Genomic DNA, 14984 nt, shown 5'->3' with positions numbered 1-14984 from the left:
AATTTTAATTAGTTTCTGTTTTTTTATATTTTATACAATGGTATTATATATCAAAAAAGATTATCATCTTGTAAATCCATCACTTTTCTCCCATCTTTCCATGTTTCCAACACAGGTATATTTCTCATCCCTGCAACAGAATTCACTCCTTCTTTATTAAAATAGGTTAATGGCGATTCCGATAGGATTACAAAGTCGGCACATTTCCCAACCTCCAATGAGCCTACCCATTGATCTGCATGACACTGCCATGCAGCATCGTATGTCATAGCTTTTAATGCCTGAAATCTTGTAACACATTCTGTTTCATTAAGCACCTGAGGGTCTAAACTTCTAGGAGCACCTTCCATCACTCTTCCAATTGCTTGTTCCATCATACGCAATGGTCCTAATGGTGTAACACTATTATCACTATGAAAAGTTATTCGCATACCGTCCTGTAAAGCACTATGACATCTATCAAGAAGATTTGCTTTTTCTTTACCAAAAATAGTTTGCTGAAAAACCCACCCCCAATAACCTACGTGTCCGATTAAAAAACTTGGCGAAAGCCCTAATTCTTGCATGTCTTCCAAATTTTTATCTGTTAATAAAGAAGCATGTTCTATTCGGTCTCTTCTAGTATTTATAGTGCTTTTATTTATTCCAGCTAATTTAAAAGCATTAATTGTTCGGTCTATAGCATGGTCTCCGTTGGCATGAATCATCACAGGCCAGTTATTTGATTTGGCTTTGCTAACCAAGGCATTAAACTCTATTGGATAACCAAAATTAAATACACCTGTATTATTTTGGTTGTGGCAACAACTTATATCATAAGGTTGATAATTTTCATTGCAAACATAAGGGGTGTACTGATAGCCTGTAAGTCCTTGATTGGAGCCATCGCCAATGAGTTTAATATATGCCAAATTGAATTTATTGTTACCTTTATTAGGTTTATATTTTCCCTCAATAGTAGTATTAAATTTATCTAGCGATAGCGCTACTAAAGCGCCACCTATACGAACAGGGCAATTTTCCTGATTGGCTAAATATTCTAAAAATTTTGGTTGATCAAAATCAGGTTCCCCTCCATTGGGGTTGTATTCATAAGGTTCTACTCCACAGTCATGTACATAGGTAACTCCTGTCTTACTGGCTTCTTTAAAAATTTCTTTAACCTCCTCTTTCAATTTTGCTATGGCAACAACAGGATTTATATTTATATTCTTTTCAATAAGTTTCAATACAGGTTTAATCCCTGCAACTTCTTTTAGAATACCATTTGGATTTACAAAAGTTTCTGGAAATTGATCTTTCATTAATTCAATTGCAACAGTATTGATATATGCCAAATGCATGGAAGAATTCAAAATAAATACAGGTTGTGCTGTTGATATTCTATCTAATATAACTGCATTAAACTCTTTATCTGAGCCTTCAAACAAGGAAGGATCAGCATTTCTGCCAATAATCCATACGTTCTTGTCGTTTGTTACTTTCTTTTTCAATTCTTCGACTACCCATTTCCGACTGTACTTACCTTCTTCTGTTTCAGCTATGTTGGATCTTAAATCTTGTCTGCTAAAAGGACTCACATCTGTAGCTTTTTTAAAAACCGCAGAGGATATAATATGAAGATGTGGTTCAATAAATCCTGGTAATAAAATTTTCCCACCATCTATAATTTTTTCCGAGGTTCCTGGGAGCATTTGGGCGACAACATTTTTATAAGTACCTGTTGCAACTATTTTACCTTTAGATATAGCTATAGCTTCTACCATTACATCTTTTCCTCCTTCTATGGTCTGAATGTATCCAATTTGTTTGTTTCCTGCATTATCTTCATTCACTCCAGTGCGAAAAATGAGATCTTTGTGAAATGAATATTTTCCTGACTCATTATTTTTATCAGTCATAATATTCATTTTATTTGTATTGGGCAATAGTGTTTTCCATAATGGGCTACAACAAGAACACTGTAATCCTTCTGCATGTTTATTTTTCATGATTTTGTATTTATCTGTTAATTATTTATATTATTAATTCTGCAAATTATTGTGTAGACAAGATTTTAAACAACAACACTCATTAAAAATCTCTTTTATCCTTTGTAAATACCAATTTTAATTATGATATTATTTAAGTTCAATCAACTTGATTTACAATAAAATAAGCTTCATATAAATTAAAATCTCTTATTTTTAAAATGTAGATCTAATGTTAAAAAATGAAATAATTGTTTTAAAATGGAATTTGATTATTCTACTATCCCTTAAGTATTCTTTTACATAAAAATCTTGAGAGCTCCCTAATTTATTGCACAATGTTTGCTTTCTGAAACAAAACTACTATTTGATTCGATGAAGAATAACATAAATGACATAAATGACAAATTTAATGTTATGAATGAGAAATTTTCTAGTATGAATGAGAAAAATAGTCGCTAAAATAAATACATTTTAAAAATGGATAGAGGCTTTAGACGAAATTAAAAGATTAAATTTAGAACTTTTGAAGGCTAAAGATGAACATATTAATATTTTAGAGAAATTATTAAAAGAGAAATAAACTTTTTTAAGAGATCTTAAATGAAGTTGTTAAGAAAAAAAATTTGTGCCTAGGTAAAAACAAAATTAAACAATAGGAGAAGCTTCTTAAAAAATAATATAGCTTTTGCTTTTTAATTGAATTATATCATAGAATTTCAGTTATATTCGCGTAATATATATACAAAAAATGGCAGCAGCAGATCAAATAAAATCGTTAATAAAATCGTTTGGAAATAGTGACGAAAGTCGCTTTTTCTCTACGGCTTTACAAATTGCAGCCACTGAAGCCAGAAAGGGACATACTACATTTGCTCTTGATTTAAAAAAACTTATTGATAGTGCTAAAAAAGAAAGATCTTTAGATGTTGTTAACCAGAAAGCTGTTAGTTTAAATTTACCCAAAAGAGAATTACAGGAATTGATAGAGGTTTTTCAACCAAAAATCAAACTTGCTGACATGATTTTAGACTCAAGCATTGAAATCCCTCTCAAAAAATTAATACGAGAGCAGGAAAAGTGGAAACTCCTTCAATCTCATAACTTAGAACCAAAAAGAAAATTGCTTTTAACTGGCGCTCCAGGTACGGGAAAGACTATGACTGCACAAGCAATTGCTGGTGAACTAGGGCTTGCTGTATATATAATTAGATTAGATGGACTAATGTCAAAATTTTTAGGAGAGTCTATTGCAAAGCTACGGTTAATTTTTGATGCAATGGCTGATCATAGAGCAGTTTACTTATTTGATGAATTTGACTCTATTGGATCACATAGAAATCAGGGACAAGATGTTGGAGAAATAAAGAGAGTTTTGAATTCTTTTCTAATAAATATAGAGAAAGATAAAAGTAATAGTATAATTATTGCTGCTACTAATTTGCCAGAATCTTTAGATATCGCACTTTTCAGAAGGTTCGATGAAATTGTAAAATATCCTTTACCTGATGAGAGACATATCATTGATACTATAAAAAAAATGATTGGGAATTTTTCCTTCACAAATGAGGTTAAATATAAAGATCTTTCAAATATTGCAATTGGCCTAAGCTATTCTGAAATTGTAAAATCTTGTGAAGATACAATAAAAGATATGATCCTTTCAAGTAGTGAAAAATTGGATCTATCAATTCTAGAAGAAAATTTAATTAAACGTAATGTAATAAATGGCCGTTAAACCACATATCAAATTTGCTGGTCATTTTGAAAATCTTCAATATACTTATCCTAAAACTGTTGTAATAAAGAGTAAATCAATTCCCTTAATTAGAGAATGGTCTTTGCATGGCAATTACTTATTGAATAAAGTGAACGAGATAAAAAATACTCTTGATAATTCTAATAACACATTAGACTTAGCTCTGATGTCCGAAGAAATTGTATATGTCGAATTCACTTCTGAATGGGGGTACGAATTATTCTTTGATAGTTTTGACACAAGTGGTTTCCACTTACTAAATATAAAGAAAGAAACTAGAATTCAAAGTGAGTCAGAACAATATAGATATACACTAGTAGTTTTAGTTAACGAAAAAGCCATTGCAAGTTTTATTAAAAAAATAAAATCGTATTTAAACGGTAACCGTTTAAAAAAAGATAAAATTACAGGTGAAAAAGTAGATACTGGAGTTCGAAATAATCAAAATTTACTAAATAATATAAGCAATATTGAAATTGCTACGTTAAAAGCTTTTTGGGTTGATTCACCTGAAATTCCTTTTCCAAACGAAAATGAAAATGTTTGGTGGGAAGTTTGGTTTAGAAAAACTGACAATCCAAATCATTTATCTGAGGCTTTAACAAATTTAGAATTAGTTGGATGCATAATCGGCAATGCTACATTAGACCTTACTGACCATTTAATTAAATTGGTTAAAGGAACTTCTGATCAACTTTCTCAAGCACTTCTTTTGATTGGAAACTTATCAGAACTTAGAAGCCCCTCGCAGATAGCTGATTTTATTTTACATCAAGATATTACAATAAGTACAAAGCAAGAATATTTACAAGATCTGCTTGATAGAATTGATTTTACAACTGATGCTAAAAGTGTTGTTGTATGTCTTTTAGATAGTGGTGTAAACAATTTACACCCATTAATCAATCGGTTTCTACCATCTGAAAATTTATACACATATAACGAATCATGGGGAGTCCAAGATTCGCATCCGTCCGAAGGACATGGGACTGGAGTGGCAGGCTTAGTTCTATATGGTGATTTAAGTGAATTACTCGGGACATCACATAGAATTTCTATTAACTATGGATTGGAATCATATAAAGTCTATCACCACTCTACCTTAAATAATCCAGAATTGGATGGTGATATTTTTAAAAGTGCTACAAGTACACCAGTAATTTATAATCCAAATAACTTAAGAATATTTTGTTTGACTGTAACACGTAAAAATTTATTCAAAGGCAGACCTTCTTCATCTTCAGGTGCAATTGATGAAATTTGTTTTGGAAAAAATGATGATCCACAATTATTTATTATAAGCGGTGGAAACATTGAAATCAATAATCATAACGATTTCCCAATTTTAAATTGTCAAGAAGTAATTCAAGATCCAGCACAAGCCTACAATGCAATTACTATTGGGACTTATACCAGAAAAGATAAATTAAACGATATTTTAAATGGACTAGGACCTCTTGTTAATTCAGGAACTATGGCACCAAGTAATTCCACTTCTTTAGAATTTGATTCGCATTGGCCAAACAAACCTGATGTTGTTTTTGAGGGCGGAAATTTAGCTACTGACGGAACATATACTCAACAACATGAGAATTTAGATGTAATTTCCTTACATAAGAATTTTTCCGATTATAGAACTAATATATTTACTAATTTTGGACAGACAAGCGGTGCGGCTGGTCTTGCTTCTAAAATGGCAGCTCAAATTAGATCGCAATATCCCGATTTATGGCCAGAAACTGTTAGAGCTTTAATAATTCATTCTGCAAATTGGACAAAGGCAATGCTAGATTCGCAAGATCTGAATCATTTAACAAAGCCTCAAAAATATAGAAGGTTATTAAGGACTGTAGGCTATGGTGTTCCAAGCATAGAAAAAGCAATTTTTAGCGCCAACAATAGTTTAACTTTAATTGCGGAACGTACTATTCAGCCATATAAAAAAACTGGCTCAAAGGGGGCATATGATAAGTTTCATCTCTTCACTCTACCTTGGCCAGTAGAAGCCTTGGAAGGTCTGGAATCTCAAGATGTAACATTAAAAGTTACTTTATCTTATTACATAGAGCCTAATCCAGGCTCTAGAAAATTTTCAAATCACTATCAATATCATTCTCATCAATTAGATTTTGAACTTATTAATCGAAATGAAGATATTTTAACTTTTACTAATAGAATCTCTAAACCACAAAACGAAACAAAGGATAACAAAGTAAAAAGAACAGGTGTCAGTTGGTCAATTGGCAACTCAAGTTTAAAAGGATCGATAAGAAAAGATTTTATTACTGTCTCTGGAAGGGAAATGTCTGAAAGAAATTGCTTAGCTGTCTTTCCGCGCAATGGTTGGTATAAAAATCTTAAAAGACAAAATAAATTTAATCAAAAAGTTAGATACAGTATTATAATTAATATTGAAACTAATGAAACTGCTGTTGATTTATACACACCGGTGGTTAATCAAATCGGTGTTAATGTTTAATAAATAATTTTGAAATTTCTTGTAAAACATATTTATTCCTCATAAAAGAAAAAAAGTAATGCAAAATTATAGGACACAGCCAGAGAAGTGCGCATAACGCTTTCCTCGTTCCTCAAAAACCGCCCTTCGGGACTTATAGCACATCAACTGTCTGTTTGTCCAATTGAAGAATGCTTTCTTTTTTCCCTTTTTCTTTTTTTAAGTATTTATTTATTGTAACAGCCTACAGCCATCATGCCCATATTTTGAACATGATAAATTCAAAAATTAGCATTAAATTAGTTGCTGACTTTTAAAAAATCTCCAAAGATTGCCACGTTCCTGCAATCAGCAAGATGAACGGTTGTTAAACAACCGCCTATCTTGCCACCCTTTACCTCGGAACTCGGTGGTGGAGACACTAAAAGAAAAAGAGTTTGAAAACAATGAAAATGAAAAATGATGAAAAGAGAAAATTCAAACAGAACACGAATCGTAGGACTGCGATTCACTCCTTTGGAGTATGCCGAACTGGAAAAGAGATTTAGAGCAAGCACATGCCGAAAACTAAGTGACCACATGAGAAGGCACTTATTTAACAAACCAATTGTAACTACTTATCGGAATGCTTCTTTTGATGAATATATCGAAGAAATAATGACTCTTAACTGCGAACTTAACTCCATTGGAAACAATATCAATCAGATTTCCAAAAAGATGAATTCACTCAGAATGATATCTGAATTAAAAAATCAGTTAACAGACTTTGAAATTCAGAAATTAAAACTGTTTGAAAAAATGGAGGAAATCAAATTACAATCCCAAAAATTTTCGGAGCAATGGTTACAGTTATAAAAACCAGTCATTCAGTACAGCGTATTTTAAACTACAATGAGATAAAAGTAAAAGAAGGAAAAGCAGAATGCATCAGTGCTGTCACCTTTCCCCTTGAACTCGAGAGGCTTAATTTTACTTTAAAACTTAATCGGTTTGTTAAACAGGCGTCGCTTAACGAAAACGTTAAGCGAAACGCTGTACACATTTCATTAAATTTTGATCCTTCGGAAAGTCATTCAAAAGAGAAGCTTAATGAAATTGCGAAAATTTACATGGAAAAAATTGGATTCGGAAAACAGCCCTATCTGGTTTATCAGCACTATGATGCAGGACATCCACATCTGCACTTGATTACAAACAATATTCAAAGAGATGGAAAAAGGATTGATCTCCATTTATTAGGAATTAGAAAATCAGAACCCGCAAGAAAAGAAATAGAAGAAAAATTCGGACTTGTAAAAGCCGAAGGGAGAAATATAAAGGAACAATTTTCTTTACAGCCTGTTGTTACTGGCAGTATTCAATACGGAAAAGCAGAGTCCAAAAAAGCGATTAATGGTATTTTAAACAAGATTCTATTTGACTATAAATATTCAAGTCTTCCGGAACTCAATGCCGTTTTAAACCAATATAATGTTCACGCCGATAGAGGAAGTGAAGAATCCAGAGTTTTTAAAAACAAAGGACTTCTTTACAAAATACTTGACAAAGATTGTAAACCAGTTGGAGTACCAATTAAGGCAAGCGACTTTTACAGCACACCGACTTTGAAATTTCTAGAAGAAAGATTTAAAATTAATGCTGTAAAAAAAGAGTCTCATAAAAGACATGTTAGATCTGTTATTAGAGAGACTTTCATTAATGAAACATTTAAATTTCCCGAACAGTTAGCAGAAAAATTAAAAAAGCAGGGCATTCATACGATTTTGAGAACGAGCAAGGACGGACAGCTTTACGGAATTACTTTTGTCGATCATAAAACTAAATGTATTTTTAACGGAAGTAGTCTTGGAAAACAATACAGTGCAAAAGGAATTTTGGAACGTTGTGAGGCAAACAATCTTACAAATCAAAACCATTATTATCAAAAATCGATTTTAACTGCTTCTGAAAATACACAAAAATTGGAATTAGAACCTATTTTAAATATTAATCCACTTGATATTTTGCTGCGTGCTGAAAATTCTAATGATTACATACCAAATCAACTTAAACAAAAGAAAAAAAGAAGATTGCGAAAACGTATTTAATTAAGTTAAGGATGGATTAATTCATCCTTAACTTAACATCTATTCTGTTGACAGCTTAAATCCAAAAGTAAATCTTTAAGATAGCCGTAAAAACTACTAAACTTTTGCTGAAGCAGATTGTCCGTCGATTTAGTCGTTTGAGATGAGTTCTAAGTGTCAAATTTTTTCTCTCAATATAATTGGTGCCAAAACGTTTAACAGAATGCAGTTTCTCATCAATCAGATATCTGTAGTTTTTTAATCTGTCTGTAAATATCTTTTTAGCTTCAGATAGTTTTAAAGTATCCAGAACACGGCTTAGGGTTTTGTTGGTTCGTTTGCCAACATTAAAACTCACAACAGTTCTAGAATTCTTGTCCAATGCATAAACCAGCCAGATAAAATTTCGCTTATTGCTAATGTAAGTACACATTTCATCAACTTCATAAGTTTTACCTTTGCTTATAATCGGCTGATTAATTTTTCTGGCAATTGATACAATTCTTTTCAACAATGTTGTCGTTGAAATTTTTAATAATCGTGCAGTACTTCTTATCCCTAAACCTTCTTTGGTGAACAAAATTATGTTTTGATTGATATTACTTTTGTATGCATTATAACCATAGTCAGACTGTTGTCGCTTTTGACACACACAGCATTTATATCTTTGGTTTCCGTTGGATTGAAATCCATTCTTTATGCATTTACCATTGCAAAAACTACATTTTATTTTCATGACCTAATTTGATACACTAAGGTACAACAAAAGCTTTTTAAGGCTTTTTAAAATATTAAAAACAGAAGAGACGACCATCAGGTCGTCTCTTTTACTATTCAAAAATCATAAATTTTTATTCTCTTTCAGGCAGTTAAATTGCTAATATGTAAAAACACCTAATCTGATACACTACCATTGTTTTTCTTGTAATTGCAGAATCAAACGAATCGGTCATTAATAAGTCCAAGGTTAGACTTTTTTGATCGATATATAACAATCTCAAAATTTGATGCATTGTTATGTTACTATCAACATCACCTCTTAATTCAGGAAAACCCAAAGAAAGAAATAATGCATTTGAAAAACTTTTTTTACTTTCAGTTCTTCGATATGGAAATATCTGCCAACCTTCGCTGTTTGATTTTATTGCTTCCTCGTAAGTTCCCCAAAAGATTGACATTGGTTGATTACCCGAAACAGAAACAGTCCTTTTTATGGTTATTGGTTCCGTGTTTATTACAACTTCAGCATAAACATCACCACATAAAGTAGCTGATTTCGTCCATTTTTTAAAATCACCGCCAAGAACAAAGAAAATAAAATTGCCTATTGTTGATTTACCTGCACTGTTATGCCCTCTAATAATATTGACGCCATCGTGAAATAGTTCATCGTATGCTTTTTTACCAGTTAAAGTAAAGATTACTAACCGATTTAATTTAAGAAAAGGATTATATTGCGTCATACTTAAATTCAATTAAATTTGTTCTAACTTTTAATCCTAAATGACCATAAAGATTCATTGATGCCAAAGGTCCCGTTATTAGAGTTATAAGATTAGGATTTTCTTCATTTGCTTGATTTACTCTTATTGAAAGTTTTTCAGCAAGACTAGAATCAGTTCTTTTTATTATTCCGTTTTTAAATTCATCTGCATCAAATAAGCCATATGAGATTAATGCTTTAATTGCCAAAATCTGTATGTTTTCCATTTTAAAGAAGAGTCGCTTTCTGTCAATTATACGTTCATAATTATTGCTTTCAGCTTTTATGTATTTTTCGTATTTTTTAAATCCTTGAAAACTTTTTATTTCTAAAAGTTCTGTAGGAAATGCTAAATAAAAATCTAGAATTCTTAATTTATCTACCTCAAGATTTTCTTTTGTCTTTTCAGTTATTTGTAAAATTCTAAACATTGTATGATATAAGTCGTAGGCTTGATTGTATATTAACATACTAATTCCATTTTATATGACAGTTTCCGGTTAGAAAATAAATCATTCCATTTATTTCATCATCGTAGATCCGTAATAAGTTATCTCCAAGTATATCTTCTAATGGTTTAATTATATATTCTGCAATGAGTTGGTTTATAAACTCTTCGGATAGTCCTTCTGAAATTCTTGGATATATATTTGTTTGATAACTTGAATAAACTTTTGCAAGTAAAAATGCATAAATTAATTGGGCAGTTTCTGAATGCTCATTTTTCAAAAGTTTTTTTGCGAACTTTTCTTTTGAAGTTTCTGCAAAATGTAAATAAGTAAGTCTATTTCCATTCTGTAATTTTTTTTCTAAACCGATAAACCCTTTGTCGTCAGCATTATTTTTAAAATGCAAAAGTTCATCTACAATTTCGCTAAAAATTGCAGATTCGTTTTTTTCTTTTTCAAGTCTTTCATATAATTTTTCAAGTTGTGATTGACCTCCAAAGGTTATTCTACCAATATTATAAACGGGTTTTATTATATCACGACCAGCTAAATCACCATTTTCTAAAACATTATCAGATTGGGTAACTCCATTTAGATTTTCATCATTCGACATACAAATTATTTATTTATATCTCTACCAGCCATATCACCACCAACGCGATTTCCTTTTTGATTGACCTTATTTGTGTTTTTCTTTTTTGAACTTTTTTTGATGTTAAGTGTAATTGCAATTCCAGCAAATACAGCAATTAATGCTAAAATTATTACTTTTAAATTTTCCGTTATAAATTCCATAAGTTCTTTGTTTGTGTGATTTATAAGTATTCCAATCTACTAATTTATACCAATCATTGAATAGGTTAATTAATCCAAAATAGGTGAAAATTGTGTTTTAAAATAGACTTCTCATTTCTGCTAATATAAAATATTTATTACAAATGGCAAGCCATATTATATCGAATCCGTTACTATGATTAATTACTTGAACATTTTCCATAATAAGTGTCTTCAAATTAAAAAAACACCTTCAACAATTAACGTAGATATGAAAACAAATAACGTCAATAAATCTATTATCTCATTATGGAAAACCGTAACAAGAAAATGAATTCCATAGTATTACACAATACGTATTTATACTTTATTTTTATTCTGCATAAAGCCACTAGACATAAAAAAAACTAACGACCAGATTCATTATCCAGTTATTCGGCTTCAAAATATTACAATACAAGGTTCTTGATTTATAGACTTTTGTGAATTAAATTAAAAGTCATAAATATCTAACTCATTTCCGATAATTTTATCTAGTTTTATCATTTATACAAACAAGTTAGCAGTTATTATACACAAAATCAGTAGAATTCAAGAACTTATGCAACAAATGATAAAAGAAATATCTACAATTATATTTAATCATCTTTCAGAACATGAAAATCAAAGAAATATAACTCTTGAAAAAACTGAACTTATAGAAATTGATAATGGACTACTTTCATCTTGTGAAAACGACATAAGAGAGAGATTAAAAATTAAATTATCAAAAGGATTTTGTAGTAAAATATTAATTGAACAACTTTCATTTCACAAAGCTAATTACGGAGAGAAATTTGGAGATAAAGTTGAGTATTTTAATACCCCTGAAATACTAAATTTAATTGAAAACTTAGAAAACAAAAAAATTATCGGTTTACCTTTTACAGGTGAACTTTTAAAACCTTATCTACATATTCATCTTAGTCCATTTTCTAGTTTAGGATATTCACTAGTTAGAAATATAAAAGAATTTTGGTTCAAAAAGGGAACAATTAGGAATGAAAAAAGTAACGAATTTGAAGAAATCGTTAAAAAGTATAATGTTGAAAATTTATCTGCTATTGCAAATGAAATGCATCAAAAGGCAATTTCAAATAAAGATTTAAAAGGTGAATGGTTAATTTATAGAACCGAAAATGACATTAATTATTATTTATGTTTAGCTTCTCACAGGGAAGGAAAAGATAGAAAAGAAAGTGATGAAAATATCTTTAAAATGAAAATTGAAAAATGCTTAACAGAATTTACTCAATTAAAATAACAACTGCTAAGCCGTTTGGCGAGATTGCGAATTTTGTAGTAAAATCACATTTACATTTCGCAAGAAATTTTATCTTTAACCGAAAATAAAAAGTTCCGAAGCTCGCAACCTCGCCAAGGGCCAGAACGTTGACGGTCATTGTAAACAGAAATTACACTAAAAAAATATCTATGGGAATATTTGATAAACTCTTTGGAGGAAAAAAAAATATAAAAGTTGAAAAACCTAAATTTACAAATTTTGTATCCTCAGATGAATTAATGGAGGAAGAAGAATTTTGGTCAATAATTAAAATAACAAAAGACAATTCAAAAGACAATTTTGAATTACAGCAACTAGCATTAGCAAATGAACTTCGCAAATTAACTCCTGACGAAATTATTTTATTTGGGAACCGATTTAGAAGCTATAGAGGTTTAGCTAACACTTGGGAACTTTGGGGGGCAATTTATATTATTCACGGTGGATGCGGAGATGATAGTTTTAATGATTTTAGAGAATGGGTAATTGGACAGGGTAAAGACTTCTATAATAAAACAATTAAAAATCCTGAAACTCTTGTAGAAGTTGAAACTGAAAAAATTGAAGACTGTGATTGGGAAGGCTTAGGCTATGTCGCAGGAACAATTTTTGAAGAATTAACGGGACAAAAAATGCCTTATTCGTTTCAAGAAAACCATAATACGACTGGAAATGAATGGGAAGAAGATGGGAATGACTTGAAAAATTTGTTTCCTAAACTTTATGCTAAATATCCGGATAACATTTAATAGAGAAAACAACGACCATAAACAACTACTACAACGGATTTATGCAATTGGCTTAATGGATAGTTTGTTTTGCGTTTGGAATGATTTGAAAAATCCGAAAATAGGTCTCAATTTAATTCCCAACCCGCTGTAGTACCAGAATATTAGGCGTAACACTATTATCAATCAATTAAAATTGAGCATTATGGCAGATTTAGTAAAAAGACAACACTTTGTTCCCAGAACTTATTTGAAACATTTCGCTGTTGAAAAGGGGCAAGAATATACTATTTCTGTATTACCAAGTAACGAAGAAACGGCTCATAAGATTTTTGAGACTAATATCAAAAATATTGCTATTGAAAGAAATCTTTATACGTTACCTGGAAAAAGCATTGAACAAAAGATGGCCGTTGAAAAATTTTACTCAGACGAATTTGAGCAACACTATAACACGATTTACAATATATTAATTGATTCGGAGAAAAACAAAATCTCACAAGCTGAAAGAGAATTAATAATTTCAACTGTTGTAACGATGTATTATCGAACAACCAAATGGGTAAATGCAAGTAGGGGTTTGATGAGTCGAGTTTTTGATCAAGTTTTCCTTCTTTGTAAGCAAACAGGCAAAGATTATTTCACATTTGAAGGTGAAAAAATATCGATTGCTGGAAGAACATTGGAAGAATTTACGAAAGATTACAATGACGAAAGACAGCCCGGAATGATTCTCGCTCAATTAGAAGTTGCTTTAAAATTAATTCCTTTGAGATTAAAGAATGACGCAATTATGGTCGTAAAATTGGACGAAGGCGATGAATTCGTTACAAGCGATAATCCTGTTATAGCAAGTAATTTATCCGAAAAAAGATTTATGCCTTTTGATCCGCAGAATACATTAAAACTACCTCTTGACAATAAACACATTTTAATGTTAATACCAGAAGGAATTGCAGGACAAGAAAACTTGATTTTTAGAAAGACTAGTAAAGCGGCTTTTTCTACAATGGACAAACTAGTCGGAAATTTTCAACAAATGAATAATTCTGAAAAATTTATTTTTGGTTCTAAAACAGCTTTAGAATCATACTTAAAAACTAAAAAAGAAACTGAAAGCCCTATTCATGAAGAAGATAAAAAACTTGAATCGATAGCGGATTTTCTGAAACGAATAGATGAATTAAAAAAGTAAAGAACTACGGCTTTGTTCTTACATCTGCCTTACAGCACGCCTATAGATGTGCCTAAGTCCGTGATTTATTTAAGTATTTAGTTCGTTTAGCATTTTTAGAAAGTTTTCTGGAGGAAAAAATTGCAATTTCCCATCTTGAATTTTATATGGAATTTCAGTAAAAATTTCATCCTTATACCAAAAAACTTTATTACTAAGAGAACCAGGCCCCTCGATGTTCATATTATGAATTGCTGGAAAAATTCCATTCATAGCTTTTACGATTTCTAAATTCTCAATTGGATATATTATAGCCGAATGTCTATGAGGGATTCCAATCAATAAACCATTAGTACCACTAAGCTTTTTGAGGTTTTCTATATCAAATAGTATGTTTGGTGTAAAAAAATGATCAGAATTTACAAACCAAATGTCAAACGTATTAAAATCTTCTTTTGTTATTGTAAGTGGATATTTTTCTTTAATATTTTGTATTCCAATTTCGAAAAGTTCGTCTATAGATTTTCCCCAGTTTTTTATTTGCTCTGGCTTTATACTGGAAATACTATGAGGGAAATCAAATACAATCATAGAATAAATATCTCCTCCAAATTCTTTTCCAATTGTAAACTCTCTTCCAATATAATCAACATATTCTTCGTTATATAATCTTACTCCAATATATTTTTTAACTTCATCAAAATTGTCTACTTTTTTTTCAAATTCTATTTCAAATTTATTTGCTTCTATCAGTGAATTAAAGTGATCGTTTATTATCCCTTTATAATTTTTAGGTTTA

At 30.6% G+C, this 14984-nt stretch carries 14 protein-coding genes; 7 read left to right on the top strand and 7 right to left on the bottom strand.

What is annotated here, in order from left to right:
• Positions 1-50: 50 nt before the first annotated feature.
• Positions 51-1991: an amidohydrolase gene (locus B0A64_RS07610; RefSeq protein ID WP_089478921.1), complete on the bottom strand. Its 1941-nt coding sequence runs from the start codon at positions 1989-1991 to the stop codon at positions 51-53.
• Between the two features lie 730 nt (positions 1992-2721).
• Between B0A64_RS07610 and B0A64_RS07600 the strand changes: the two genes are divergently transcribed.
• From B0A64_RS07600 to B0A64_RS07585, 4 genes are all read left to right on the top strand, one after another.
• A complete protein-coding gene (locus tag B0A64_RS07600; protein ID WP_089478920.1) occupies positions 2722-3708 on the top strand; it encodes an AAA family ATPase in 987 nt (328 codons plus the stop codon).
• Positions 3698-6208, top strand: a complete 2511-nt coding sequence (locus B0A64_RS07595; protein ID WP_089478919.1) for a S8 family peptidase — start codon at positions 3698-3700, stop codon at positions 6206-6208. The genes B0A64_RS07600 and B0A64_RS07595 overlap by 11 nt, the downstream gene beginning before the upstream one ends.
• Positions 6209-6646: 438 nt before the next feature.
• Positions 6647-7042 (top strand): plasmid mobilization protein, encoded by a 396-nt coding sequence (locus B0A64_RS07590; protein ID WP_089478918.1) that lies wholly within the window; start codon positions 6647-6649, stop codon positions 7040-7042.
• The gene (locus B0A64_RS07585) at positions 7027-8274 is read left to right on the top strand and encodes a relaxase/mobilization nuclease domain-containing protein (RefSeq protein ID WP_089478917.1); all 1248 of its coding nucleotides are present in this window, start codon (positions 7027-7029) and stop codon (positions 8272-8274) included. Before B0A64_RS07590 ends, B0A64_RS07585 begins: the two co-directional genes overlap by 16 nt.
• Positions 8275-8329: 55 nt before the next feature.
• On the opposite strand, the gene B0A64_RS07580 is transcribed toward B0A64_RS07585, so the two are convergent.
• The 5 genes from B0A64_RS07580 to B0A64_RS25105 form a co-directional block, all read right to left on the bottom strand.
• Entirely contained in the window at positions 8330-8989 is a 660-nt protein-coding gene (locus B0A64_RS07580; RefSeq protein ID WP_089478916.1) for an IS1 family transposase, read from the bottom strand.
• A 133-nt stretch (positions 8990-9122) separates the two neighbouring features.
• Positions 9123-9716: an AAA family ATPase gene (locus B0A64_RS07575; RefSeq protein ID WP_089478915.1), complete on the bottom strand. Its 594-nt coding sequence runs from the start codon at positions 9714-9716 to the stop codon at positions 9123-9125.
• Positions 9703-10206 (bottom strand): ABC-three component system middle component 5, encoded by a 504-nt coding sequence (locus B0A64_RS07570; protein WP_089478914.1) that lies wholly within the window; start codon positions 10204-10206, stop codon positions 9703-9705. Before B0A64_RS07570 ends, B0A64_RS07575 begins: the two co-directional genes overlap by 14 nt.
• 1 nt (position 10207) lies before the next feature.
• Positions 10208-10798, bottom strand: coding sequence for an ABC-three component system protein (locus B0A64_RS07565; RefSeq protein ID WP_089478913.1), 591 nt, complete (start codon positions 10796-10798; stop codon positions 10208-10210).
• 5 nt (positions 10799-10803) lie between these two features.
• Positions 10804-10980, bottom strand: a complete 177-nt coding sequence (locus tag B0A64_RS25105; RefSeq protein ID WP_165769777.1) for a hypothetical protein — start codon at positions 10978-10980, stop codon at positions 10804-10806.
• Between the two features lie 589 nt (positions 10981-11569).
• Between B0A64_RS25105 and B0A64_RS07560 the strand changes: the two genes are divergently transcribed.
• From B0A64_RS07560 to B0A64_RS07550, 3 genes are all read left to right on the top strand, one after another.
• Positions 11570-12262 (top strand): hypothetical protein, encoded by a 693-nt coding sequence (locus B0A64_RS07560; protein WP_123875884.1) that lies wholly within the window; start codon positions 11570-11572, stop codon positions 12260-12262.
• A gap of 170 nt (positions 12263-12432) precedes the next feature.
• The gene (locus tag B0A64_RS07555; protein WP_089478911.1) at positions 12433-13032 is read left to right on the top strand and encodes a DUF4240 domain-containing protein; all 600 of its coding nucleotides are present in this window, start codon (positions 12433-12435) and stop codon (positions 13030-13032) included.
• A gap of 184 nt (positions 13033-13216) precedes the next feature.
• Positions 13217-14206 carry a DUF4238 domain-containing protein gene (locus B0A64_RS07550; RefSeq protein WP_089478910.1) on the top strand — a complete coding sequence of 330 codons (990 nt, stop codon included), beginning with the start codon at positions 13217-13219 and terminating at the stop codon, positions 14204-14206.
• 69 nt (positions 14207-14275) lie between these two features.
• Here B0A64_RS07550 and B0A64_RS25100 read toward each other — a convergent pair.
• On the bottom strand, positions 14276-14984 hold a 709-nt coding region (locus tag B0A64_RS25100; protein WP_165769776.1), incomplete at its 5' end, for a hypothetical protein.

It is taken from the genome of Flavobacterium araucananum, assembly GCF_002222055.1.
GTDB lineage: Bacteria > Bacteroidota > Bacteroidia > Flavobacteriales > Flavobacteriaceae > Flavobacterium > Flavobacterium araucananum.
The sequence above is the reverse complement of the archived record's forward strand: the minus strand, read 5'-3'. Positions and strand labels throughout refer to the sequence as shown.

Coding starts and splice junctions, on each gene's coding strand:
- B0A64_RS07610 (WP_089478921.1), bottom strand. CDS start 1,991: ATGAAAAATAAACATGCAGAAGGATTACAGTGTTCTTGTTGTAGCCCA.
- B0A64_RS07600 (WP_089478920.1), top strand. CDS start 2,722: ATGGCAGCAGCAGATCAAATAAAATCGTTAATAAAATCGTTTGGAAAT.
- B0A64_RS07595 (WP_089478919.1), top strand. CDS start 3,698: ATGGCCGTTAAACCACATATCAAATTTGCTGGTCATTTTGAAAATCTT.
- B0A64_RS07590 (WP_089478918.1), top strand. CDS start 6,647: ATGATGAAAAGAGAAAATTCAAACAGAACACGAATCGTAGGACTGCGA.
- B0A64_RS07585 (WP_089478917.1), top strand. CDS start 7,027: ATGGTTACAGTTATAAAAACCAGTCATTCAGTACAGCGTATTTTAAAC.
- B0A64_RS07580 (WP_089478916.1), bottom strand. CDS start 8,989: ATGAAAATAAAATGTAGTTTTTGCAATGGTAAATGCATAAAGAATGGA.
- B0A64_RS07575 (WP_089478915.1), bottom strand. CDS start 9,716: ATGACGCAATATAATCCTTTTCTTAAATTAAATCGGTTAGTAATCTTT.
- B0A64_RS07570 (WP_089478914.1), bottom strand. CDS start 10,206: ATGTTAATATACAATCAAGCCTACGACTTATATCATACAATGTTTAGA.
- B0A64_RS07565 (WP_089478913.1), bottom strand. CDS start 10,798: ATGTCGAATGATGAAAATCTAAATGGAGTTACCCAATCTGATAATGTT.
- B0A64_RS25105 (WP_165769777.1), bottom strand. CDS start 10,980: ATGGAATTTATAACGGAAAATTTAAAAGTAATAATTTTAGCATTAATT.
- B0A64_RS07560 (WP_123875884.1), top strand. CDS start 11,570: ATGATAAAAGAAATATCTACAATTATATTTAATCATCTTTCAGAACAT.
- B0A64_RS07555 (WP_089478911.1), top strand. CDS start 12,433: ATGGGAATATTTGATAAACTCTTTGGAGGAAAAAAAAATATAAAAGTT.
- B0A64_RS07550 (WP_089478910.1), top strand. CDS start 13,217: ATGGCAGATTTAGTAAAAAGACAACACTTTGTTCCCAGAACTTATTTG.